The sequence below is a fragment of the Marivirga tractuosa DSM 4126 genome (assembly GCF_000183425.1).
GTDB classification, from domain to species: Bacteria; Bacteroidota; Bacteroidia; order Cytophagales; family Cyclobacteriaceae; genus Marivirga; species Marivirga tractuosa.
The window spans coordinates 1-25,547 of sequence record NC_014759.1 but is presented as its reverse complement, the minus strand read 5'-3'; the positions used below and the strand labels follow the sequence as shown (position 1 = coordinate 25,547).

The window sequence follows — 25,547 nt, the reverse complement described above, 5'->3', positions numbered from 1 at the left end:
ATTATTGTTAAGACCGCAAAATCGCCCTTGTTACCATTACAATTACTGCAATAAGAAACATGACAATAGATATCTTATTGATTCCGTGCATCATTTTTAAATTGAAATTACTTGGAGCGTTAGGATCTTTTTTACCAAATAATCTTTTAAAATAACCAAGCACTGCACCTAACCGAAAATAGGCAGACCAATGATCGGATGTTTTATTCTCTTGATTTGAATTAAATTCTTTTGACATAACTACTTTTGATTTCTAAGCTAACAACATTAAGCCTCTTGTGGTTCTAACCATTTGCCATCTTGCCTGATAATATCAATTAACTCATCTACTGCTCTTTCTGAAGGCACTCCCCTTTTCATAACTTCTTGTCCCTTATACAAGGTGATTTTACCTTTTCCTGAGCCTACATAACCATAATCTGCATCGGCCATCTCACCTGGCCCATTTACTATACAGCCCATAATCCCAATCTTCACACCTTTCAGGTGATTAGTTCTATTTCTAATCATGGCCGTGGTTTCCTGTAAATCAAACAAAGTTCTTCCACAAGAAGGGCAGGAAATATATTCCGTTTTGGAAATTCTAGTTCGGCTCGCCTGCAAAATATTAAAAGCAGTTTCATTAATAGCTTTATCACCTCCACAGTTTTCAGCCGCTATAAATACACCATCTCCAAAACCGTCAATCAATAAACCGCCCATATCGGTAGCTGAATATAACTGAAGTTTCTCTAATGATAAGTCTTGATACGCTCTACCAATTACAACCGGAACATCACAACTCTTTTGCATCAATTCCATAAATAATCTGCGCTGTTCAGCCATTCCATGTGTATTGTAGGTATCTATCAATAAAACAGCAGTTGGGTCATTTTTTAATTTTACAATTAACTCCTCCGATAAATCAGATAAAATGGCGTATATGAAGTTTAATTTAGGATGCACTTCAACTCCTTTTAAATAATCTTTAGGATTGATAAAAGGAAATCTTCTTTCCTTATGCTTTTCATCCAACCAAGTTTTGTGGGAATGTACTATTCCTAATGTACCCGGAATTTCAAAATCTACTGCTTTGTCATTGGTGAATATGTAATCACAAGCAAAGTCAGAAATTGACCATTTATCTAAGGGGACTGAGTAATTATAACCTACTCCAAAAAATGAAGCCGGTGTAATATTCTGTTTCAAAGAAAAATCAGCCATGACTATTGGCACTTCCTGACCACCTATATTTGCTACTTGCCTGCTATCTCTTTTTTCATATTCATAAGGATTGAAAAGGCAATTATCTATCAGCGGGATTTCATCATGATCCTCTCTCTCATTATAACGATCAGCTAAAACCTTGGCAACTGGGATTTCTTCCTCTGGCTCTTCTGTTAAAGAAACCCGAATGGTATCTCCTAAACCATCTTCCAACAAAGTTCCTATACCTACAGAGCTTTTGATACGACCATCTTCTGCCTCTCCTGCTTCTGTTACACCTAAATGCAAGGGATAAGGTTTTAGACCTTCTTCATCGAGCTTTTGCACCAACAAACGATAGGCCTGCACCATCACTTGCGGATTACTTGACTTCATGGAAACTACTATATCATAGAACTCCATTTCTTCACATATCCTGATGAATTCCAAGGCGGATTCCACCATACCAAAAGGAGTGTCACCATACCGGCTCATAATACGATCAGAAAGCGAACCGTGATTGGTGCCTATTCTCATCGCAGTGCCATGTTCTTTACAGATCTTGACCAAGGGCTTAAAACGCTTTTTTATTCTATCTAATTCCGCTTGATAGCTCTCATCTGTATATTCAATATTCTCAAATTTCTTTTTATCGGCATAATTGCCAGGATTCACCCTTACTTTTTCTACTATCTTGGCTGCTAATTCTGCTGCATTGGGTGTGAAATGGATATCGGCTACCAAAGGAGAGTTGTAGCCTCGTTTCTTTAGGCCTTCTTTAATGGCTCTCAAATTTTCAGCTTCCTTGATCGAGGGAGCGGTAATTCTTACCAACTGACACCCTGCATCAATCATTCTGATGGATTGCTCAATGGAGCCTTCTGTGTCCATGGTGTCAACAGTAGTCATGGATTGCAAAACAATAGGATTATCACCTCCAATAGTAACATCACCCACTTTTACAGGAATAGTTTTTCTACGCTTATAAGCAACTAAGCTATTACAATACTGCTGAAAATTTTTAGTTGAGATTTCCATATTTTTATTCCTTCCACCGATTTAACTACAAAGTAAACAAATTGTTAGTATAACAACTATTGATAATTGTTAAATTGTTGTGAAATCATCGGAACCATCCTTAACAGAAGGCTGAATTAAAAAATCTGATTAAAAGATTCACTATATATCTGACCAATCACTCTCGATTGCTTCTTCAATTTTCTTGAGCCTTTTTTCCAATAACATAAGCCTATTCTCTAAAGGAGAAACAGTTTTAAAAGGCTGGTAGATGCCAATCACTTTAATAGTCCTTTTTATATCTTTAATTAGAATCTTTGATCTATTTAAGAAAATAAATTCATCAGTTATTTGTGTGACTCTCCCAATTATTGATTCATTATACAATTCTATTACAAATAACTTATTTTTTGTAGCCTCATCTTTAAGTCCAAATATTAAGTCATTGCCAGTACAGTAAATATTTTCATTTACTTTAGATGCTTCTAAAATTATTAATCCACTAGGAAAAAATTTAGCAAACTCTTCATTTCCAGAAGATGTAGCTATCTGTTTATTATCAGTCAAAATATCTGGTATGGCAAATCCGCTTAGTTGATTTACTGTAATATTTTTCTTCAACAATGTATCAATTGTAACTTGAAATACCTCAGCTGTTTTTATAATCGTCTCAATTTTTGGTTCTGCCCTACCCTCTTCGTATGAACTGATCACTCCTCTACTCACATCAATAATATCTGCTAATTGAGATTGCGTTAATCCTCTTACACTACGTATTTTCTTTATGTTTTCTCCGTATTTTGACATATTCCAATAATTTAAATAACAATACTTTGCAAATAATATTATCATATAATGCAAATACTATTTGCAAATATAAATATTTTCATGGATATTGTGCTATGGTTTAATCACCATATCAATTTTTAAAATAAAAAATAAGCCATTAATGGAACCGCATTTCAAAAAAGTTAAAGAGTTTGTTTTGGAGCTTGAGTCAGTAATTCTACATGAAAGTGAAACCGATAGCTTATTAGTAGTGGAGAATGAAGAACTAGGTGTGAAAAACATGGTAATTGGTGTAGCATCTCCAATTGTAATTATTGAGCAATATCTATTTGAAGTAAAAGATGAAGGAAATATTTACAAACAACTACTTATCAAAAATCGGGATATTGTTCATGGTGCTTTTGTATTAGACGAAAAAGGCGAAAAGGTAATCTTTAGAAACACTTTGCAAGTTGAAACTTTGGATCTTGAAGAATTAGAAAGCACTATTAACTCATTGGGATTATTGCTATCAGAATTTTCCAATGAGCTTGTTTCATTTTCAAAAAACTAAATTTAAAATCATGAATGTACTAAGAAGACTATTTAAAATCGGACAAGCTGAAACCAACTCGGCAGTAGATAAACTGGAAGACCCAATCAAAATGGTTGAACAGGGGTTACGAGATATGCGTGAAAATCAAGATGTTGCCATGCGTTCTTTAGCAGAAGTAAAAGCCATGCATATAAAAAGAACACGAGAACTCAACGAAACTAAAGAGGCTGAAGAAGACCTTCAAAACAAATCAGTATTGCTATTGAAAAAAGCTCAGCAGAAAGAAATTGATAGTGCGGAAGCAGACAATTTTGTTAAAGAAAACCTAAAAAGAAAAGCGCAATTGGCTAAAGACATTCTTTTAATAAAAGATGATGTGGCCAATTTAGAGAAGCAAGTTGCAACATTAGAAAAAAATGTAAACAGCATCAAAACTGGTATAAAACAATGGGAAAATGAATTAAGCACTCTAAAAGCTCGTGTTAAAGTAAGCAGTGCCACTCAAAAAATCAATAAGCAAATGACCAATATGGATAGTCATAGCGTGGTTTCAATGTTGGAAAGAATGAAGAGCAAAGTAATGCAAGATGAAGCTTTGGCTCAGGCTTATGGTGAAATGGCTGAAGCAAGTGAAACTAATGAAGAAAAAATGAACAAAGCCATTGAAAATCTTTCGGTGGAAGATGAATTAGCACAAATGAAAAAGCAATTAGGAATATAATTTTCAGAGAGCCCATGCATGGCCCAAAATAAAGGGATCACAATAAAATCATTCTGAAAACAATATTTTTAATTGCAACTATGGAGAATTTAATAAATATCGCTTTAGCACCTGCTAATTTCATCTTAACCATGTTGGCGGCTTTAATGGTGTTTTATTGGCTTTTAATTATTTTTACTGGCTTAGATTTAGACTTTGCCAATGCCGATGTTGATGCTGATTCAGGAGCAATAGAGGCAGGAGAAATAGAAAGCCCTAGCTTCTGGAACTCATTTTTATCCTTCTTTTACATTGGGGAGCTTCCCGTCATGTTCATAATTACTATCGTGATTTTTTGCATGTGGCTTATAAATGTGAATATCACTGCTATACTTGGGATAGAAAACAACCTGTTTGGATTTTTACTATATATTCCGGGCTTAATAGTAAGTATGCTTATTACAAAAGTAGTTGCCAAACCATTTGTCAAACTATATGCACAATTTAATCATAAAGGAGAAGTAGCAATTGATTTTATCGGTAAAACTGGAAAAGTACTTTCTCCGATAGGATTTGATAAAATTGGTCAATTAGAAATTCAGGTAAATGGCGACATCATTAAAGTTTATGCAAAATCCATTGATGAACAGCTAGTAGCCTTTAATGAAACAGTGATAATTTTAGAAGAATCACCAGACAAGAAATACTTTCTTGCACAAAAATATCCACAATAATTTAAACTCAAATCTTATGATAGAATCATTTTACGTAGTTGCCACAGTAGGCATCGTTGTTTTATTTGGGCTAGGAATCTGGCTCATCTCAATGTATAAAAAAGTAAGCCAAGGCCGTGTTTTAGTACGGACCGGACAGGGTGGTGTCAAAATATTCTTCAATGCAGGTATGGTAATCCCTATTCTGCATAAAGAAGAAATCATGGATATATCTGTCAAAAAACTGGAAATTTCCAGAATGATGAAAGATGGACTAATCTGCAAAGACAATATGAGGGCAGACATTAAAGTAGCTTTTTTTGTAAGAGTAAATAAATCTGTTCAAGATATAGTCAACGTTGCACAAACTATTGGATGTGAAAGAGCATCTGATCATGAAACGTTGGAGAGCCTTTTTGAAGCAAAATTCTCAGAAGCACTAAAAAGTGTAGGTAAAAAGTTTGAATTCATAGAGTTATATGAAGCTAGGAGAGAATTTAGAAATGAAATCATCGACATTATAGGTACAGATTTAAACGGCTATGTTTTAGATGATTGTGCGATTGATTATTTAGAACAGACTAATGTAGTAAACCTGGATGCTGACAATATCTTAGATGCTGAGGGTATCAAAAAAATCACAGAATTAACTGCTGCTCAAAAGGTTAAATCGAATTTGATCCGCAGAGATGAGGAGAAAACTATCAAAAAACAAGATGTTGAAGCTAGGGAAGCTATCTTAGAACTTGAAAAGCAACAAAAAGAGAAAGAAGAATCGCAACGCAGGGAAATTGAAACAATTATAGCCCGAGAACAAGCTGAGATTGACACTGTAAGCTCACAAGAAAAACTGAAGTCAGAGGAAGTACGTATTAGAACTGAGGAACAGCTTGAAATACAACAAGAAAACAAACTTCGTCAGGTAATTATTGCTGCCAAAAATAAAGAAAGGGCTGAAGCAGTTGAAACTGAAAGAGTACAAAAAGATCGTGATATTGAGGCAACAGAAAGAGAAAGGATAGTTTCACTCGCTCAAATCGAAAAAGAAAAAGCAGTAGAAATTGAAAAAAGAAATATCCAAGACGCCATCCGTGAACGTGTTGTAATGGAAAAAACTGTTGTTGAAGAACAAGAAAAAATCAAAGATGTTGTTGCTTTAAAAGAAGCGAATAGATTAAAAGAAGTTGCCATTATTAATGCTGATAAAGAAGCAGAGCAACACTTAATTGAAGATGTAAAAGCTGCAGAATCAAGAGAACAAGCTGCTAAGTTTGATGCACAAAAGGTACTCATTGAAGCGGGGGCTAAGAAGGATGCTGCTGATATGGAAGCAGAAGCAAGAAAAATAATTGCAGATGCAAAAGCTAAGGAAGAAGCTACGATTGGAATGTCTGAAGCACAAGTCATGCATGCAAAAGCTGACGCAAACGAGAGACAAGGTACTGTGGATGCAATAGTAGTTGAGAAACTAGCAGAAGCAAAAAGAAAACAAGGACTAGCAGAAGCTAGTGTCATCCAAGAAAAAGCAGTTGCTGAGGCTAAAGGAATTCATGAAAAAGCTGAAGCAATGAAGAAATTGAATGATGCTGGTAAAGAACATGAAGAATTCAGACTGAAACTCAATAAAGAGAAAGAAGTACAACTTGCAGACATTGGCATACAAAAAGATATTGCTAATGCACAAGCTCAAGTACTATCTGAAGCATTTAAAACTGCGAAAATTGATATTGTCGGTGGTGACAACACTTTCTTTGACAATCTTATCAAGCAAGTTTCCAACGGAAAGGGAATTGATAAATTGGTAGAAAACTCCAATACACTTACGAGCTTCAAAGATTCCTTTTTTGGTGGTAACGGTGAAAACGGTGAGCAAACTGATTTAATTGAGAAGATTAAAAATATGGCTTTCAAATATGGAGTTACAGCAGAAGATATAAAAAATCTATCTATTGCAGCTCTAATTACCCGTGTACAAATGAAAGCAACTGATGAGGATAAAAGCTTCTTGTCGAATATAAGTAAGTTTGTTAGCGGAATGGGTTTAGATCAAAAAAAGCTACAATAAATTAATTACCCAAAAGCTTCATATTAATAGGACTTTCCTACAAATACAATTAAACTTTAGCTACTGGCTTTAATTAATAGCCAGTAGCTAAATCTAAACACCAACAAATTGCCAAAAAATCTAATCATTTAGGATAAGGGAATAAACCGATTATGGATAATAATATTGAAAGAGGTACCTACGAGATTATTCAAAACCGACTACATGAGCAACGTGAAAATCTGGTTGAAAAGCTTCAAAAACTAAATAAAGAACGTCAAAATATATTTGGGGCTGTTGAATTCAAACTTCTATCAAATGTTCGTATTAAAACTGAACATAATTGTCTGGCAAGAGATATTATTTCTATTGGCAATATTTGCTTATTTGGCTATAATGTCAGATTAGGCCTTAAATCAATTCTCGAAATTGATGATGTATTTAGTGTATTCAAATTTGAAAATGATGAATTTCATCCTATTTCTTCTGATATAATAAAGGATGATACTTTTTCAGAAGAACTTCAGAACCTCTATAAATTTTATAGAAACACGCAATTTTCACGCTTCTTTAAAAAAGGAAGTTTTCTGTATTTGGTCTTTCAATTATCTGAAAGCCCTACAGATATAAAAGCTTTTAAATGGCTCATAGAAGATGAAAAACTAACCTTCGTAGATTCACGCAGTGCCGCTGAAGTACAATTCCCAGCGCAGCATGAGTTTGAGTGGACTAAAGCCACTAGAGACATGCAAAGAACAGGTAAAAACCCGCATATTTCTATTGTCGATAAAGTTTTCGTTGAAACAGTAAATGGCAATCTGACAATCAAAATTGAGGATAATACAGATGATGGGGAAGGAATATATAGTGAGGATGTTGAGCAAAGAGATCAATCATTAGATGATGCAGAAGTATCCTATTGTGATTTAGGTAATTTAGTTTTACTGAAAATAAAGCCCTATTTAGAAAGCAACCGCTATTTCATTTTTAACTACAGGGTCAAAAAAGTAGTAAGGGTAGATACGCTTGAAGACGCAGGAATATTACTACCAGATGAACAAGGGATAATATTGTCTAATGGCTATTATCTACAAACAGGTGAAAATAAAATATTTGATAGGCGAATAGAAGGAGTAAAATTTTTAAGAAAAGTTCAATCTCCAAATGGGGAGGACTACCTATTCGTTTTTTATGAAGAAAAAAACCATGATTTCGTTATTCTCTCTTACAATGTAATTGAACAAACGGTTAAGACTCCGATTTTCTGTAATGGCTACACTCTTTTTGCAGATGGAGAAATGTGTTATTTCAATACTGAAAAAGAGCCTAGTAAAACCCATTTAATACAAATTTGGCAAACACCTTATACCAAGGAGTTAATTCCAAATGATGAATTTAAAGACCATGAACTTTACAAAATAGGAAATAGGCAGATTGTAAATGCCATGGCAGAAATACAAGAGCTTATTGTTTTATTAAATAAAGAAGATAGTTATAACGGGCTCTATGAAGACATTGAAAAGAGAAGTCAAGGCATATTAGATGGCTACTTTTGGTTAAAAAGTGATTCGCCTGAAGGTTTAAATCAACCTATAAAGGCTGTCAAAAAAATTGCTGTTTCAGCTATTGATGAATTTGAAAAAGTAGTAGAAATCCGTAATAAAACCAATGACACACTAGAAGAAACTAAAGCTAAGGTAGAGAAAATACTATTTGACACTCGAAGTGCCAATTACGACACTCTTGAACAGTATGTTTCTTTACTTTCTCAAATGAGAAGCATAAGGGGCGAAATTATTGGGCTAAAAAATTTGCGCTATATTGATTTAGAGCTGGTAGAGGAAATGGAAAATCAGATAGCTGAACGAGCAGATGAACTTTCAGAGGCATGTGTGCAATTCCTGCTAAAAGATAATGCACTTGATTACTACCAAAAACAGATGAACTCCTTAGTAAAGTCTGTTGAAAAACTTACTAAAGTAATTGACGCAAAAGAATTGGAAAAAGAGTTTGATGAGCTCTCTCTTCAATTAGAATTACTGATTGATATTGTCAATAACTTAAAGGTAGAAGACACTGCTCATTCTACTCAAATTATAGAGAACATCTCATTAATATTCGCACAACTCAATCAACAAAGAATAGCCCTAAACAATAAGCGCAAACAACTGGGGGAACGTGAGGCTAGAGCAGATTTTCAAGCACAAATGACCCTTTTTGAACAGTCAATTGTAAACTATTTAGATTTAGCAACCGATCCTCAAAAATGCGATGAATATCTAACCAAATTATCCATACAGTTAGAAGAATTGGAAAGCAGATTTGTGGATTTTGAGGAGTTTATTGAGAAAATAAGTATAAAAAGAGAATCTATTTATGCCGCGTTTGAATCAAAGAAAGTTAATCTTACTGAAGCGCGGAATAAAAAAACCAATTCTTTATTTGGATCAGCAGAACGCGTCTTAAAAGGCATAAAATCAAGGGCTGCAAGCTTTGATTCTGATGTAGAGATTAATGGTTATTTCGCTTCTGATCTCATGATTGATAAAGTCCGTGATGTGGCTGAAAAACTGGAAAATTTAGGTGACTCAGCTAAATCAGAAGACTTATTAAACCAACTTCAAGTATTGCAACAAGAAGCCTTAAGAGCTTTAAAAGACAAAAAAGAGCTATTTGAAGATGGTGATAATATCATTAAATTAGGAGAATATCGATTTTCAACCAATACTCAAAAGCTAGACTTAGCATTGGTAATAAAAGATAAAAAGTACTTTTATCACCTGACAGGCACATCTTATTACGAACAAATTGATGCCACAAACATCAATGACTTAAAAGATGTTTGGGAACAGGAACTTCCTTCTGAAAACAAAAATGTCAATAGAACGGAATATTTATCCTGGAAAATTTTCAATAGTCTTAATCAGCAAAAAAAATATACTGATCAAGAATTAAAAGAAGAAATTAATCAATACACAGCAGCAAATTATGGAGAAGGTTACGTAAAAGGAGTACACGATCATGACGCACTCTATATTGTAAAAACACTACTTAAGAAGCACAATGATTTGGGCTTATTGCGTTTTTCCCCTAATGTTAGGATTTTGGCTCAGTTATTTTGGCATTTTACCCATGCTGATAAAAAGGCCTATTTTAAAAAACAATTCGTATTCGTAAATTTATTAAAACAAGCCTTCTCCAACCCCAAAGAGCATGTTCATTTAATTGAAAAGCTTACTGAGGCTATCAAAAATTTCACTGAGGAGAATCATTTATTTCAAAAGATTGATGTGCGTCAGGCGGCAATTTATTTGGCAGAAGAACAGGTTTCAGATGGATTTGTAATAGACAAAACGGCCTTCGATATATTGGTCGCATTTAAAAAACACCTTAAAACCAAAAATGCAGACCTAAACTTTAAGGATGCGCAAAACCAGCTAAATGACCACCCAGCAGAAAATTGGCATCTATGCAAGCAATGGATTGTTTCTTTTATTGAAAACAGTAAATATGAAAGTTCTGAACAAACAATCAATGAGGTTGCAGGATTTATAATGACTGACTCCGCTGATAGTAAACAGGTACAGACTATCTCTGGTGTAGAAAAAATAGATAATTTAAAAGCTGTAATTAGTCATAATGAGCAGGATAATGATAAATCCACAAAATCCTATCATTTCGATTATCATGAATTTGTAAATAGGTTAACAAACTTCGTGAAGAAGGTAAAGCCTCGGTATATGGAATTGCAAAAGCTTAAACATGATTTAGTTGAGCAGAAAAGAAAAGCCTTAAAATTACACGAATTCCAAACTCAGGTATTGACCTCTTTTGTAAGAAATAAATTGATAAATCAGGTTTATTTTCCTTTAATAGGTGCCAATTTTGCCAAACAAATGGGGGCTTATGGTAATGATAAGCGTACCGACCGATCTGGTATGCTATTGTTAATTTCTCCTCCTGGCTACGGTAAAACTACTCTGATGGAATACGTAGCAGATCGACTAGGCTTAATTTTCATGAAAATCAATGGTCCTTCAATAGGACATGAAATCACTTCCGTTGATCCCGGGGAAGCGCGAAATGCTGCTACCAGACAAGAACTGCAAAAACTAAATCTAGCATTTGAAATGAGCGATAATGTCATGCTCTACTTAGATGATATCCAGCATTGTAATCCTGAATTTTTACAGAAATTTATTTCATTAGCAGATGGACAACGCAAAATCGAGGGGGTATTTAATGGAGAATCAAAAACTTACGATTTTAGAGGTAAGCGTTTCTGTGTGGTGATGGCTGGAAACCCTTACACTGAAAGTGGTGACAAATTTCAAATTCCAGATATGCTATCTAATAGAGCTGATATTTATAATCTAGGAGATACGGCTACCAATCGTGCAGACTTATTTAGATTAAGTTTAATAGAAAATGGACTTACTTCAAATCCTTATTTAAAATCCATAACGCAATATGGTTTGGACAATTTGTATAAGCTGGTTAAATACATTGAAAATGACGAACAGAACATGCCGGATATGGAAGGTAACCTTTCCCCTCAAGAGGTACAAGATTGTTTGAAGGTATTGGAAAAGGTAATGTATATCAGGGATGTAGTATTAAAAGTAAACGCACAATACATCACATCTGCTGCAATGAGTGATGATTATAGAGTAGAACCTCCTTTTAAATTACAGGGTTCATACAGAGATATGAATAAACTTATGAGTCAAGTAGTTCCTATATTAGAAGATCGAGAGGTATATCAACTATTGATAGATCACTATCAAAACGAATCTCAGACCTTAACTTCTGATGCAGAGGCTAATCTATTAAAGTTAGGAGAACTAATGGACGACTTAGATGAAGTAAAAGCTAAAAGATGGAATTCAATAAAAGAAACCTTTGTGAAAAACAATAAATTAAAAGGTCTAGGTGATTCTGATAGAATGTCTCAAATTATTGGGCAAATGACTTTGTTTATAGAAGGTTTAGAAAATATTGAGAAAGCTTTAATAAATCGTAAAAATTAAATAAATCATAGAATTATGTTATTCTCTTATAACATAATTCTTATTCAACTTTAGAATGAAGGTAAAACATCAAACCCAACCTATCCTCTCAAAAACTTCATATACCTTTAAACCCAGATAGGCATCTGTAGCGGCATAATCTATTTGAGCTTGGGTCAACTCTGATTTTTCCCAGTTAGAGGTTTGCTGGGCTTTTGAAATTCTTTTGTTAAGAAATATAGCGGTCAGATTCTTTGCACCACTTTGGAGCATCCCATTTTGCCTTGCAATGGAACCAATATCCTCAAATCCTTCAGGTCTAAATTTCCTTAATTTTTGTAAATCTTTTAAATCATCATGGATAGCAGCTCCTGTTTTAATAATTGAAGGATCTTCAAAAATCCTTACCAAATCACCGTGAAAGCCACACATCAAATTTCGAATAAGGAAAACCTCTTCTTCAGTGGCCAATTGAATGAGTGAAACTGGATTATACTGCCCTTTCTTAAAAACTGGCTTAGCTTCTGTGTCGAATCCCAAAATTTCTGCTTTCCACAGTTTAGGTATCACTTCTTCCCAATCTTCATCTTTCTCCACCAATGTAATTTCACCTTCAAACTTCCAAAGTGGTAAATCATTGATCTCTTCCTTTGAAATCTCCTTTACAAAATTCATTTATCAGTAAATCTTCTAATTTTAATATTAAGGTATGCGAACAGTATGGTCATAAATGGACTTATGATATTAAAAAACGCATAAGGTGCATAAGTCCACGTAGAAACTCCTAAAACGGAGGATTGCGTAGCTCCACAAGTATTCCATGGAATAAGCACACTGGTAACTGTACCTGAATCTTCTAGGGTTCTACTCAATACTTCAGGTTTTAAGCCGCGCTCTCTGTAGGTTTCGGCAAACATTCTGCCAGGTACTACAATAGCTAAATATTGGTCAGAAGCGGTTACATTAAAGAAAACGCATGTTCCAGCAGTTGAAGCCACCAATGAACCAGTTGAGTTGGCTAATTTTATGATAGAAGCTGTGATTACTCGCAACATATTGGTAGATTCCATCACACCTCCAAATACCATCGCACAAACAATTAGCCAGATGGTATTCAACATGCCTGCCATGCCTCCAGTAGAGAGTAAATCATTTACCATTTCATTATTGGTACTGATACTTATATCTCCGTACATTGACACCATTACAGCTTTGTATGATTGTTCAAAGAAGTTACCGGTACCACCAGCTATAGTTTCAATAATTTGTGGTTGAAATATAATTGCAAACGCCCCACCTAATAAAGAACCAATTAGCAATGCTGGAATAGCTGATATCTTTTTAACAATCATGAAAATCACAATCGCAGGTACTAAAAACAACCATAAATTGATATTAAATTTATCCTGTATTGCTGCTTGAACCAAGCCAACTTGCTGAATGTCAGTTTCGGAATTATTCATCAAACCTAATACCAGAAATATTATTAATGCTATAACAATAGACGGTATTGTGGTATAGGCCATGTAGCGAATATGTGTAAATAAGTCAGTTCCAGCCATTGCTGGTGCCAGATTAGTTGTATCACTTAAAGGTGACATTTTATCTCCAAAATAAGCACCAGAAATGATGGCTCCGGCCACTACTCCCTCACTCATACCTAAGGTTTGACCAATTCCAAGCAATGCTAGCCCTAAGGTAGCTATTGTACTCCATGAGCTCCCGGTTGCCACCGAGACAATTGCACTCACAATACAAGCTGCGAAAAGAAATATAGTGGGATTAAGAATGTTTAATCCATAATAAATCATGGCGGGAACGATACCGCTCAGCAACCATGTGCCAGCTAAAGATCCAATCAATAATAAAATCAATATAGAAGACATAGCGGAACTAATACTACTCACTATACCATCCAGCATTGTCGTCCATTTAAAGCCTACCTTCAATGCCACTATTGCAGCAATTCCTGCTGATAAAATTAGAGCGATTTGGTTGGAACCATCTAAAGTGCCATCTCCAAAGAAGTAGACATTTAAGCTTAAAAGAGAAATTAAAAATATAATTGGAATCAGTGCTTGAATTAAGCTTGGCTTGAGCTGCTTGTCCGTCATGTAATTTAAATCAAGATATTAATTTTAAATGAATTCGAAATATAATAAAAATAAGTTATCCGTCAGCAAGCAATTCATGTAATTCCTTGCCTACTTGAGTACCAATGGCTACTCCCATCCCTCCTAACCGTACTCCAATAGCGATTTTATCAGAAATTTTTTTGATAATCGGTGATTTGATGGCACCAAACGCCATGATACCTGACCACTCCATATCAATGGAAAAATCCTGATTAGGTAAAATTAGTTCTTTCAAATCATGTAAGATAGCCAATTTGATTTTAGGGTTAATCCCAAATTCCACAGTATCTTCAGTGGATTTATCCAAATTTCTGCCACCTCCAATCAAGACTCTGTTTCCCACATTTCTAAAATAAAAATAACCTTCATCGTAGTGAAAAACACCTTTAAATTTCAATTTTTCAATTGGGTCTGTAACTAACACCATTCCTCTTCCAGGATTAATATCTTCTTGATTGAACCATTTATGTGCAAAAGCATTGGTACAAATGGCAATTTTATTCGCCTGAAGCTGAACAGATTGATTACCAGATTGACAATTTAAATTTACATAGTCATTTTTTTCTTCAAATCCCTTCAATTCACAACCTGTTATAATTTTAATGCTCATCTCGCTGCACAATGACCACCAGCTTTTCATCATTTTACCCGTATCAATCTGGCCTTCAAATGGATTAGAAACAATGGTTTCAATATCACTTTTATTAAAACCAAATTCATTAATGAAATTCGGTTTTAAGCTGTATACATTTTTCTTAAAAATACTTCTAAGCAATTGATTATAATGGTCTAAATATTCCAAAGCAGGCAGTTCCGCTTTTCTTATGACTTCAAAGCCTCCATTATCCTCAAAGCCTATATTTTTCTCTCCTAAGATATTTCGAAGAGCTAGTAAACCTTTCCACCTTTTTTCAACTAAAGTCAACTGCTCATCATCACTAAGTCCTTTTCTGTCATCGACCAATTCTGTAAGGCTTCCAAAACAAGCAAAACCAGCATTCTTTGAGCTTGCCCCACTTGGAAATACTCCCCTTTCAATGATGGCAATCTCGGCTTTAGGTTTTTTCTTTTTTAAATGATAAGCTGTGGAGCATCCCACTATGCCTCCGCCTATTATTACATAATCATATTTAGATAAACTTTCTCTTTCCCAAAAACTCAGCATGCATAATAAATTTTGATCGATAGTTGAAAAATAGGTCTATTTCAACGAGATTGCTTTATAATAAAGTAATATTTTATAAAAATCACTTACAAATTCAATTCAATCTGGTAAACACTCAATTTCATGAACTTAACTTCCATAATTAATAAAGCACAGCACTCTGGATTCTATTTATGGCTTCTAAATCTTGGATTAAGCAAAATGATTCCCTTTAACAAACCGCATGGTTTTAAAATCACAGAGATCTCTCCTGATAAAATCAAAACAAAGCTGCCCTATAAGAAAAGGAATTTGAATCATATTAAAGGAATTCATGCGTGTGCAATGGCTACTATTTCAGAATACACAACTGGCTTAATGATTTTATATAAATTAGATGTTAAGAAGTATCGCATAATCATGCAAAAGCTGGAAATGGATTACCACTTTCAAGCAAAAATGGATGCTTACGCTGAATTTTCAATTGATGATCATTGGGTGAAAAATGAAGTAGAAGGCCCTTTGAAAACAGAAGATGCAGTTGTTATCCCCTGTGAGATCAAATTATATGATAAAAATGAAAATCATCTTAGCACGGGTAAAATCTATTGGCAAATTAAATCTTGGGAAAAAGTAAAAACCAAGCTTTAAAACAAAAAAAGCCAGCAATATCGACATTTTGCTGGCTTTTATTAATAGCAATTAAAAATTTTACTCGAATTCAGAAGGATAACATTTCACATCATTACATCTTTCACGAATCATTTCATAGGCTTTCAAATCTCCAAGTTCACCAGCTTTACTTAAGTCAAGACAACCTTCGGAAAGTTGGCCGTATTCAATTCTTAAAACACCCCTTAAATAATAGGCATCAACATTATCACTGTCTTTTTCAATTATTTTGGTACAGTCATTTATGGCATCTTGATATGCCTCTAGCTGCTGCTTCGCTTGCCCTCTTTTATAATAAGCATCTAAGTTATTTTCGTTAAGCTCAATGGTTTTAGAATAATCATTGATTGCTCCGTAATAATCTTGCAACAAATATTTAATGTTCCCTCTTTCAAAATAAGCTTCAGAAAAATCAGATTTTGCTTCAATTGCCTTATTGTAATCTTTCATAGCACCATGAACATCTGCAAATTTTTGCTTGATATTACCTCTCATATAGTAAGCCTGATATGCTTTTGCGTCCAATTTAATGGCTTCATTAAAACTCACAATGGCTTCCATATACTCTTTTTCCTCAAATTTATTGATGCCATTTTCAATAAAATCTGCAGCCTTTTTCTGTTGAGCTGAGACAACTGAAATGCAAAAAACCATTATCAGGCTTAAGATTAATGTTTTCGATAATTTATTCATAATAAAAATTAAATATGTTGAATAAAAACCAATGCAATAAGTTTGCCAATATCCCTAAAAGCGATCAGTTTATTGCATTATTCAAATATATTTAAAAATTTAAACAAATTAACAGCTAAATTCAAGCTGAACTTACATCTATTTATTTTTTAAGAGGGAATAACATTTTATAATCTGCAGAAACCTTCCCTTTACTGATATTAGCTAATTTACCTTTCAAAATCCTTTTTTTGAAAGCAGAAACATGATCTGTAAAAAGTATTCCCTCTATATGATCATATTCATGTTGAATAACTCTGGCAACAAAACCATCATACTCTTTCTCATGCTCATTCCAATTTTCATCAAAATACTTAATTCTTATAGTTGGCTTACGGTTTACGTCCTCTCTAATATTAGGAATACTTAAACAACCTTCTTCAAAAGCCCATTCCTCACCCTCTTCTTCTAAAATTTGCGGATTTATAAAAGCCTGCTTTACTTTTGGTTGATCTTCTTCATCATCTATAGGATCAGTATCTATAACAAACAATCTCAAACTCTTGCCAATTTGAGGAGCCGCAAGCCCAACACCATTTGCATTATACATGGTTTCAAACATATCATCCACCAATGTTTTAACATCTATCTCACCCTTATCAATATCTTTCCCTTTGGTTTTAAGAACCGGATGCCCATAAGCTACTATAGGATATATCATAATCTAATATTCTTCTAAAAATTGTTGTAAAATAATTGCTGCACTAATTTTATCTATATTACCTGATTTCTTATTTCTTTGTTTCCTATTGGATCCAGAATGAATCATGGCTTGCATAGCTTCTTGCGAACTGAAGCTTTCATCCTGCAAATGTAAGGGCATTGTCGGAAATTTCTTCTTAAAGAGATTAATAAATGCATCAACATGACGGGTTGCATCTGTGGCTTCCCCTTCTTCGTTGGTAGGATAACCACAAACCACAGCTTCTACTTCTTCACTCGAGAAATAATTGGCTAAGTATTGAACCAAGTCTTTAGAATGTATCATTTCTAAAGGTGAGGCAATAATTTTCAATGGATCTGTTACTGCTAAACCAACCCTTTTGGTACCATAATCTATTGCTAAAACTCTGGGCATTATTAATTCAGTCGAATAAGGGAATCAAATTTCTTCCTTACTGATTTTTCCAACATCAAGGCTTTTGGAAAAAGCACTTCATTTTCAATTTTGGCATGAACTTTAAGTTTTTCTTCAAATCTTTCCAGTTCTGAAAACAAAACTTTAACATTCAAAGGAGAATCTTTCTCTACAGGATATTGATCCATTAAGAATCGGATTCCTTTCATTTCATCATCATGCACTTCATGATCAATAGCAAATTTCTGCATATTAAAATTTGGGTGCTTATAAAAAAAGGCCGAAGGATTCTTCTTTTTATCTTCTATTGCTTTTAGTTGGCTAATATATTCAAAAAGCGTGTCCTCTTCCTCATAAATATGATGAACAAAATCTTCCACGAATAAGGGGAAAACATCTTTAATCTCCTTTTCTACTGAAGCTAAACTTGGAGAAACACTGTTTAATTTATTCACTAATTTTACTAAAAAAGGCAAATCCTTTTTAATAAAAATAAAATGAGCATGTTTAAGATATGTGATGACTAAATCTATTGGAAAAGATAACAATTTAACATTCTCAATTTCCTCATTTTGATTTATTTTCTCTAATTCTGAAACTACGTAATTTAAATCAACTCCTATATGCAGACAAACTTTTTCAAGAGAATCCTCTGCATATTCATAATACTCAATACCTAAATAATAGAGAACCGATGCAAAAACGTAATTTTCCGCTACTAATTCTTTTATTTTCTTTTGAGAGTATTCCACATTAACTAATTTAGGTATTTTACAAAGGTAATTTAATTTTAAAGCTTTTCAATCCAACGATTTGTTAAATTGTTGCGTTATTTGTTAAAATAAAAATCTTAAAACGTGGAATGAGCAAAAATAATTCTAAGGTCAAGTTAAATAACCAACTGAAGAAATGTTTTTTGCGAATTCCAGATAAATGCGGGACAAGTTGTACCCATTGACAAATTAATTTATACACATGAATAATAATAAAAATAGTTCATTTCAAATCAAACTGCCTATCATCATTTTTTCAACTTTGGCAGCAGGAATATTGATTGGTGCCACTATGGCAAACCCCTCTTCCAATAAAGATACTGTTTTAGAGGGGATTACAAGAATAAAAGAGATTCTTTTACAAGTGGATCAAAATTATGTTGAAGAAGTTGATACCGATAAATTAGTAAATAGTGCTATCTCTGGTATAATAAAAGAGTTAGATCCTCATACTTCCTACATCCCAGCTAAAGATTTAGAAATGGTTTCAGCTGATCTAAAAGGTAATTTTGAAGGGATTGGAATAGAATTCAACATCTTTAATGACACACTTTATGTCGTTGCCCCCTTAAGTGGTGGCCCGTCAGAAACTGCCGGGCTTCAATCAGGCGATAAAATCATTGCGGTGGATGGTAAAAACATTGCAGGTGTAGGACTTACTAACAGGCAAGTACATGAAAATTTAAGGGGAGAAAAAGGCAGTGAAGTGAAATTACAAATTATGCGTTCTGGCTTAGAAGAGCCCGTTGAATATAAAATCGTTCGAGATAAAATCCCTCAATTTTCTGTGGATGTCAGTTATATGGTAGATGATGAAATCGGTTACATAAAAGTTAGTCGTTTTTCCGCCACAACTTATAATGAATTCATGGAAGCCCTGAACAAATTGAAAGAACAAGGTTTGCAAAAACTAATTCTGGATTTACAGGACAATCCTGGCGGTTACATGGACAAAGCCATCAACATGGCTGATGAATTCCTGAAAGATAATGCCATGATTGTTTATACCAAAGGGAAAGAAAAAAGATATAATTCTGAAGCAAGAGCTATCAAAGATGGAGAATTTGAGGACAGCCCGTTAATCGTTTTAATCAATGAGGGCAGTGCTTCTGCTTCAGAAATTGTTTCAGGTGCCATCCAGGACAATGATAGAGGCTTGATAGTAGGAAGAAGATCATTTGGTAAAGGATTAGTTCAAATGCCAGTGCCGTTAAAAGACGGTTCTGAATTGCGATTGACTATTTCCAGATATTACACTCCTTCAGGAAGATCAATTCAAAAACCATTTGGCGAAGACCCTAATGAATATAGGAATGAGATGAATTACAGATATGAACACGGTGAATATTTTGTTGCTGATAGCATTGAATTTGATGATTCATTAAAGTATACAACTTCAAATGGGAGAATAGTTTACGGAGGTGGAGGAATCATGCCTGACTATTTCGTACCACTGGATACTGCACAAACTTCAACGTATTTGAATAGACTTTTCTTGAGCAATAGCTTAAGACAATACACTTTCTCTTATTATGAAAAAAATAAAAAAATGTTGGAAAACATGGGAATGGAAGGCTTCATCAATAACTTTCAGGTTACTGATAAAATGTTGAATGAGCTAACAAACTTGGCTAAAACCAATGACGTGAAATTCAATGAAGACGGATTTAATAAATCTAAAGATTTAATTAAATTGTATAGCAAGGCTTACATCGCTAGGAATATTTGGAATAATGAAGGCTTCTACCCTATCTTTAATCAGCAGAATGAAGTCTTCCTAGAAGCACTTAAACTTTTTGATCGAGCTGAATCATTGGCTAAGAAATAATTTTTTAGAACTTATATTATTATGGCATTTTACGTAAGAAAAGGAAACATACCACCTAAAAGACATACTCAATTCAGACAACCAGACGGGAGTTTGTATGCTGAAGAATTAGTAAGCTCTTTAGGATTTTCAGGTATTTATTCAAATTTATACCACATTAACCCTCCTACACGAGTAAAGCAGATTAAAAAGTCTGTGGCTTATGGAGCTAAGCCTGACAAAGATTTAACACTTCAGCAAGTACACCTAAATACTTCTGGCGTTAAAAATACAGGGAGTGATTTTCTGGACAGCAGAAAAGTATTATTGATGAATGATGATGTGTCCATGGCGCTTTGTATGCCGAGCCGCCAAAGTATGGATTATTACTATAAAAATGCTGAAGCAGATGAGTTATTATTCATTCATGATGGCAGTGGTTATATGTATTCCCAATTTGGAAAACTGAAAATCCAAGCGGGTGATTATGTAGTGATTCCAAGAACCACCATTTATAAATTAGAATGGGATACAAGTGAAATCCGTTACCTAGTAATAGAATCAGCTAGCCCAGTTGAAACAGTAAGCCGATATAGAAATGATTTAGGTCAACTATTGGAACACTCTCCCTATTGTGAGCGAGACATCCATCCTCCACAAGAATTGATCACAGAAGAAACCAAAGGAGATTACCATGTAAAAATCAAAAAGGGAGGCTATATCCATCATTATGTTTATGATCATAGTCCATTTGATTTAGTAGGTTGGGATGGTTTTTTATATCCTTACACCTTATCTATCCATGATTTCGAGCCTATTACAGGAAGAATCCATCAGCCGCCTCCCGTACATCAAACCTTTCAGGCAGCTGGTTATGTGATTTGCTCTTTTGTGCCAAGATTATTTGATTATCATCCAGATGCTATTCCAGCACCTTATAACCACAGTAATATTGATTCTGATGAAGTATTGTATTATGTGGAAGGAAACTTTATGAGCAGAAAAGGAATCGACAGAGGTTCTTTTACGCTTCATCCTGGTGGACTTCCTCACGGACCTCATCCAGGAACTGTTGAAAAAAGCATAGGAGCCAAAGAAACTGAAGAACTAGCAGTTATGTTAGATACTTTCAGACCCCTTTATGTTACAGAAGAAGGCAAAGAATTTATGGATAAGAAATATCCTATGAGTTGGACTGAATAAAATGAAAATGATGAATAATTTAATTCTAAATAATGTTGATGATGCAGCTTTGAAATTTATAAAAGATGCTTCAAAAAAATACAATTTTGAAATTGGCACAGTACAAAACTTATATCCGGATTCTAGTGATTATTATGATTTAAACGGAGTTAAAATAAAGAAGGGAAAGAAAGATTTTTCAAACTTAGACTTGGTGTCAGATGTAGTTTCTGAATATAAAAGCACAGCCAAAGAATTACGAGAAAAAGGATGGAATCGAAACTTATAATTTGCGATACTGATGTATTGATTGATTATTTTGAAAAAAGAAAAACAAGGCATGAAAAAACAGTTGATATTATAGAAAATAAAATTGGTTTAGATAATATTTTAATTTCTATAATTTCATTAATGGAATTAACAATTGGTGCCAGTAATAAAAACGATTTACATCTTATAAATAGCCAGCTAAATAACTTTGATATCGTACCAATTAATACAGATATAAGCTTAACTGCTTCCCAACTTTTAAATAATTTTCATCTTAGCCATAAAATTGGAATAGCAGATTGTTTAATAGCAGCATCTGCAGTAAAATTAAGAGTGCCTCTATTCACATATAACATTAAAGATTTTAAATTTATCAATAATGTCGAACTAATAAAGTTTTAGAAAAGTTAAATGTGGAATGTACGCCATAGTTGATATTGAAACCACTGGAGGTTATGCAGCCCGAAACAGAATATGCGAAATCGCCATTATTTTGCATGATGGCGAAAAAGTGGTCAAAGAATATCAGACTTTAATCAATCCTGAAAGACACATTCCTCCACAACTCTCTGCTATTCATGGTATAAACGACCAAATGGTGGAAGATGCTCCTAAATTTTATGAGGAAGCTAAAACCATTCATGAGCTACTAGAAGGGAATATCTTTGTAGCGCATAGTGTAAATTTTGACTACTCCTTTGTTAAAGCAGCATTTCAAGATTTGGGATATGAGTTAAAATTGAAAAAACTCTGTACGGTCCGCTTGAGCAGAAAAATATTTCCAGGATTAAAGAGCTATAGTCTAGGAAACATTTGTGAAAATCGGGGAATCAAAATAAATGACCGACACAGAGCATTCGGGGATGCCATCGCCACAGCTGAGCTTTTCACCCAATTAGTTCAGCACGACACAGATAATCACATCCAAAAATCATTGAAAAAGAATGCCGCTGTAGTAAATATTCCCGAAAATCTAGAAAGAACGGTTTTTGAAGACTTACCTGAATCGCCAGGCGTTTATTATTTTCTTAATCAGAAAAGCCAAATCATTTACGTAGGCAAAGCCAAAAACATTAAAAAGAGGGTAAGCAATCATTTTGGCGGAAGTAAGTTGGAAGTAGCCAAACAAGCTTTCCAAAGCCAAATTCATCATGTAGATTATTATTTGACTGGCAATGAACTGATTGCACTCTTACATGAATCACATGAAATCAGAAAGAATTGGCCCCGCTATAACCGAGCCCAGAAGAATAACAGTCCTGGTTATTCCATTTACCTTTACGAAGACAGACAAGGCTACAAAAGATTGCAACTAGGCAGAAAACAAACTGGAATGCAAAGTTTGATGCGCTTTCCTAATCACGCTTCTGGATTTAGTTTTTTAAATGAAGTCAGTAAAAAATTGAAAATCTGTCCAAAATTTGCTGGAATTCAATCTAGTCCCGGGACTTGCTTTGATTATAGCGTAAATCTTTGTGAAGGAGCCTGCGCTGGAGAAGAATCTGTATCTCAACACAATGAAAAGATTCAAGCTTTTATAGATCACTGCAAAGCCGAAAAAAGTGATTATCTATTAATTGGAGAAGGTCGAAACATCAATGAAACAGCTTTTGTATTAGTAGAAGATGGTTTTTACAAAGGCTTTGGTTTTTATACTCAGGAAGATTCAATAGAGCACTGGGAAGAATTCAGCAATTACTTAATTCAGTATCCTGACCATCCTGAAATTTATAAAATACTGAGCAGTGAACATGCTACTAGGCATTATAAGAAAATTAAGAAGGAAGGATTTTTGAAGAGGACGGAATCTGCTTGAAATACTTTGGATTAGAACACTTCTATTTCAAAGACTATCATTATTTACACAAAGAAATAGGACTGGAATTTAATATAGTACAGTCGTACTTTTTTAGGACGAATCACACCCCCCTTCGCCCCCTCCAGCTGGCGGCGAGTCGCACAGAATTTACAATGACTTTTTAATTTGAAAATGTTGTTTCATCAAATAATCAAAAATAGTGATGAATTTCATTATTTTCTACTGATTTAAATCTATGAGATTGTCCCCTTGAGGGGACTACAGGGGTGTTTCCCTGTAGGAATAAAGGAATGTCGATTGCTATTAATCATTAAAGTATAACCGTGCTTTATTCCCCGCCAGCTGGCGGGTTAGGTGGCTGGCCTAAACCTTCTTCATTTTAAATCGCTTCTTCAGTTCTTCCATTTCTTCTCTGAAACGCTTATCTACTTGCATCATGTCATTTACTGACTGCACTGCATGGATTACAGTAGAATGGTCTCTTCCACCAAAATGGTAACCGATTGATTTTAAAGAATGGTTAGTGTGTTCTTTGCAGAAATACATGGAAACCTGACGGGCAATTACGATCTCTTTCTTTCTGGTTTTCGCTTTTAAATCATCAATTTTTACCGCAAAATGCTCCGCAATGGTTTTTTGAATAAAATCAATACCTACTTCAGACTCAATATCGTGTACAATATTTTTCAAAGTCTGCTTGGCAAGTTCTAAATCAATTTCCTTTCTGTTTAAAGACGCATGAGCAATCAATGAAATTAGGACTCCTTCCAGTTCCCTGATATTGGTATCTACAGAATAAGCTAAATATTCAATCACATCCTCTGGGATATGAATACCATCGCTTTCCATTTTATTCTGGATAATGGCAATTCTGGTTTCCAAATCGGGTTGCTGTAAATCAGCAGTTAATCCCCATTTAAAACGGGAAAGTAATCTATCTTCTAATCCTTTCAAATCCCTAGGTGGACGGTCAGAAGTCATGATAATTTGCTTACCATTCTGATGTAAATGGTTGAAAATATGAAAAAATATTTCCTGAGTTCTTTCTTTACCTCCTAAAAACTGAACATCATCAATTATTAAAGCATCAATGTGTAAGTAGTAGTTGGAGAAATCCTGAATTTTATTATTTCTTAAGGCATCGATAAATTGATTGGTAAATTTCTCAGACGAAACATACAAAACGAATTTACCATTTAAAGTATCTTTTATTTCATTTCCAATGGCTTGCACCAGATGGGTTTTTCCCAATCCTACTCCCCCATAAATCATTAATGGGTTGAAAGAAGTAATACCAGGTTTTTTAGCCACAGCATAGCCTGCAGATCGAGCCAAACGATTACAATCTCCTTCTATAAATGTATCGAAAGTATAGTTTGGATTTAGTTGTGAATTTTGTTGACTTAAATCTACCCCATTAAGAGCAAAAGGATTGAGTGGTTGTTCTCTTTGTTGCTCTTTCGGTTTATTGGATTTATTATTGTTCGGTAAGTTGATAGTAAATGGCTTATACTTGTCATTTCCTTTATCTACAATAACAGAGTATTCCAATCTGCCTTCTGGGCCCAATTCCTGGTGAATGACTTTCCGTAAAATATGTACATAATGCTCCTCCAACCACTCATAAAAGAACTGGCTCGGTACTTGAATCGTTAATACGTTATTTTCAAGCTTTACCGGCTCAATAGGAGAAAACCAAGTATTAAAACTTTGCTCCCCTACTCCCTCCTTTATGGAGTGAAGACAATTATTCCACACTGATTGACAGTCTTTAACCATTCACACTAATAATTGACGGATTGTTAATTTGAGTCCCCTATTTTTGCTCAGGGCTGACAAAAATGATAAAAAAATAGGGAAGAAAAAAATGGAATTTTACTTGACAAGCCATTAAATACAATTCAGTCAATTTAAGTTTATAAATCAGTCGAAAATTCTTTAAA

22 protein-coding genes are annotated in these 25,547 nt (G+C 34.2%); 11 read left to right on the top strand and 11 right to left on the bottom strand.

Annotated features, from left to right (window positions below):
* Window positions 1-7: 7 nt before the first annotated feature.
* The 3 genes from FTRAC_RS00115 to FTRAC_RS19015 all read right to left on the bottom strand — a co-directional run bounded on the left by FTRAC_RS00115 (window position 8) and on the right by FTRAC_RS19015 (window position 3,009).
* A complete protein-coding gene (locus FTRAC_RS00115) occupies window positions 8-238 on the bottom strand; it encodes a DUF6728 family protein (RefSeq protein ID WP_013452190.1) in 231 nt (76 codons plus the stop codon).
* A gap of 29 nt (window positions 239-267) precedes the next feature.
* Complete coding sequence (ispG, locus tag FTRAC_RS00110; RefSeq protein WP_013452189.1) at window positions 268-2,223, bottom strand: (E)-4-hydroxy-3-methylbut-2-enyl-diphosphate synthase; 1,956 nt, start codon at window positions 2,221-2,223, stop codon at window positions 268-270.
* A 141-nt stretch (window positions 2,224-2,364) separates the two neighbouring features.
* Window positions 2,365-3,009: a helix-turn-helix domain-containing protein gene (locus FTRAC_RS19015; protein WP_013452188.1), complete on the bottom strand. Its 645-nt coding sequence runs from the start codon at window positions 3,007-3,009 to the stop codon at window positions 2,365-2,367.
* Between the two features lie 142 nt (window positions 3,010-3,151).
* Here FTRAC_RS19015 and FTRAC_RS00100 point away from each other — a divergent pair, with 142 nt between their 5' ends.
* From FTRAC_RS00100 to FTRAC_RS00080, 5 genes are all read left to right on the top strand, one after another.
* Window positions 3,152-3,544, top strand: a complete 393-nt coding sequence (locus FTRAC_RS00100; RefSeq protein ID WP_013452187.1) for a type III secretion system chaperone family protein — start codon at window positions 3,152-3,154, stop codon at window positions 3,542-3,544.
* A 10-nt stretch (window positions 3,545-3,554) separates the two neighbouring features.
* Complete coding sequence (locus tag FTRAC_RS00095) at window positions 3,555-4,247, top strand: PspA/IM30 family protein (RefSeq protein WP_013452186.1); 693 nt, start codon at window positions 3,555-3,557, stop codon at window positions 4,245-4,247.
* An 80-nt stretch (window positions 4,248-4,327) separates the two neighbouring features.
* Window positions 4,328-4,960, top strand: a complete 633-nt coding sequence (locus FTRAC_RS00090) for an OB-fold-containig protein (protein WP_013452185.1) — start codon at window positions 4,328-4,330, stop codon at window positions 4,958-4,960.
* Window positions 4,961-4,976: 16 nt separating this feature from the next.
* Complete coding sequence (locus FTRAC_RS00085; protein WP_013452184.1) at window positions 4,977-7,004, top strand: flotillin family protein; 2,028 nt, start codon at window positions 4,977-4,979, stop codon at window positions 7,002-7,004.
* A 152-nt stretch (window positions 7,005-7,156) separates the two neighbouring features.
* Window positions 7,157-12,013 carry a DNA repair ATPase gene (locus FTRAC_RS00080; protein ID WP_013452183.1) on the top strand — a complete coding sequence of 1,619 codons (4,857 nt, stop codon included), beginning with the start codon at window positions 7,157-7,159 and terminating at the stop codon, window positions 12,011-12,013.
* Window positions 12,014-12,082: 69 nt separating this feature from the next.
* On the opposite strand, the gene FTRAC_RS00075 is transcribed toward FTRAC_RS00080, so the two are convergent.
* The 3 genes from FTRAC_RS00075 to FTRAC_RS00065 are packed head-to-tail and all read right to left on the bottom strand — an operon-like array spanning window position 12,083 to window position 15,292.
* Window positions 12,083-12,667, bottom strand: coding sequence for a 3'-5' exonuclease (locus FTRAC_RS00075; RefSeq protein ID WP_013452182.1), 585 nt, complete (start codon window positions 12,665-12,667; stop codon window positions 12,083-12,085).
* Window positions 12,664-14,106 carry a Na+/H+ antiporter NhaC gene (gene nhaC / locus FTRAC_RS00070; protein ID WP_013452181.1) on the bottom strand — a complete coding sequence of 481 codons (1,443 nt, stop codon included), beginning with the start codon at window positions 14,104-14,106 and terminating at the stop codon, window positions 12,664-12,666. Before nhaC ends, FTRAC_RS00075 begins: the two co-directional genes overlap by 4 nt.
* Before the next feature lie 55 nt (window positions 14,107-14,161).
* Window positions 14,162-15,292, bottom strand: a complete 1,131-nt coding sequence (locus tag FTRAC_RS00065) for an NAD(P)/FAD-dependent oxidoreductase (RefSeq protein ID WP_013452180.1) — start codon at window positions 15,290-15,292, stop codon at window positions 14,162-14,164.
* Window positions 15,293-15,415: 123 nt separating this feature from the next.
* Between FTRAC_RS00065 and FTRAC_RS00060 the strand changes: the two genes are divergently transcribed.
* Window positions 15,416-15,922: a DUF4442 domain-containing protein gene (locus FTRAC_RS00060; RefSeq protein ID WP_013452179.1), complete on the top strand. Its 507-nt coding sequence runs from the start codon at window positions 15,416-15,418 to the stop codon at window positions 15,920-15,922.
* Window positions 15,923-15,982: 60 nt separating this feature from the next.
* On the opposite strand, the gene FTRAC_RS00055 is transcribed toward FTRAC_RS00060, so the two are convergent.
* The 4 genes from FTRAC_RS00055 to FTRAC_RS00040 form a co-directional block, all read right to left on the bottom strand.
* On the bottom strand, window positions 15,983-16,636 hold the full coding sequence (locus tag FTRAC_RS00055) for a tetratricopeptide repeat protein (RefSeq protein WP_013452178.1): 654 nt from the start codon (window positions 16,634-16,636) through the stop codon (window positions 15,983-15,985).
* A gap of 142 nt (window positions 16,637-16,778) precedes the next feature.
* Complete coding sequence (def, locus tag FTRAC_RS00050) at window positions 16,779-17,336, bottom strand: peptide deformylase (protein ID WP_013452177.1); 558 nt, start codon at window positions 17,334-17,336, stop codon at window positions 16,779-16,781.
* Between the two features lie 3 nt (window positions 17,337-17,339).
* Window positions 17,340-17,753, bottom strand: coding sequence for a Holliday junction resolvase RuvX (ruvX, locus tag FTRAC_RS00045; protein ID WP_013452176.1), 414 nt, complete (start codon window positions 17,751-17,753; stop codon window positions 17,340-17,342).
* 2 nt (window positions 17,754-17,755) lie between these two features.
* Complete coding sequence (locus FTRAC_RS00040) at window positions 17,756-18,505, bottom strand: hemerythrin domain-containing protein (protein WP_013452175.1); 750 nt, start codon at window positions 18,503-18,505, stop codon at window positions 17,756-17,758.
* A 223-nt stretch (window positions 18,506-18,728) separates the two neighbouring features.
* On the opposite strand from FTRAC_RS00040, the gene FTRAC_RS00035 reads away from it, so the two are divergent.
* The 5 genes from FTRAC_RS00035 to FTRAC_RS00015 are packed head-to-tail and all read left to right on the top strand — an operon-like array spanning window position 18,729 to window position 23,601.
* Window positions 18,729-20,354 (top strand): S41 family peptidase, encoded by a 1,626-nt coding sequence (locus tag FTRAC_RS00035; protein WP_013452174.1) that lies wholly within the window; start codon window positions 18,729-18,731, stop codon window positions 20,352-20,354.
* Window positions 20,355-20,375: 21 nt separating this feature from the next.
* Window positions 20,376-21,536, top strand: coding sequence for a homogentisate 1,2-dioxygenase (locus tag FTRAC_RS00030; protein WP_013452173.1), 1,161 nt, complete (start codon window positions 20,376-20,378; stop codon window positions 21,534-21,536).
* A gap of 7 nt (window positions 21,537-21,543) precedes the next feature.
* A complete protein-coding gene (locus FTRAC_RS00025) occupies window positions 21,544-21,804 on the top strand; it encodes a hypothetical protein (protein WP_013452172.1) in 261 nt (86 codons plus the stop codon).
* Complete coding sequence (locus FTRAC_RS00020) at window positions 21,786-22,187, top strand: type II toxin-antitoxin system VapC family toxin (protein WP_013452171.1); 402 nt, start codon at window positions 21,786-21,788, stop codon at window positions 22,185-22,187. The genes FTRAC_RS00025 and FTRAC_RS00020 overlap by 19 nt, the downstream gene beginning before the upstream one ends.
* A gap of 16 nt (window positions 22,188-22,203) precedes the next feature.
* On the top strand, window positions 22,204-23,601 hold the full coding sequence (locus FTRAC_RS00015) for an exonuclease domain-containing protein (protein WP_013452170.1): 1,398 nt from the start codon (window positions 22,204-22,206) through the stop codon (window positions 23,599-23,601).
* A gap of 366 nt (window positions 23,602-23,967) precedes the next feature.
* Here the strand turns inward: FTRAC_RS00015 and dnaA are convergent, their stop codons facing one another.
* On the bottom strand, window positions 23,968-25,383 hold the full coding sequence (gene dnaA / locus FTRAC_RS00010; RefSeq protein ID WP_013452169.1) for a chromosomal replication initiator protein DnaA: 1,416 nt from the start codon (window positions 25,381-25,383) through the stop codon (window positions 23,968-23,970).
* Between the last annotated feature and the right edge of the window lie 164 nt (window positions 25,384-25,547).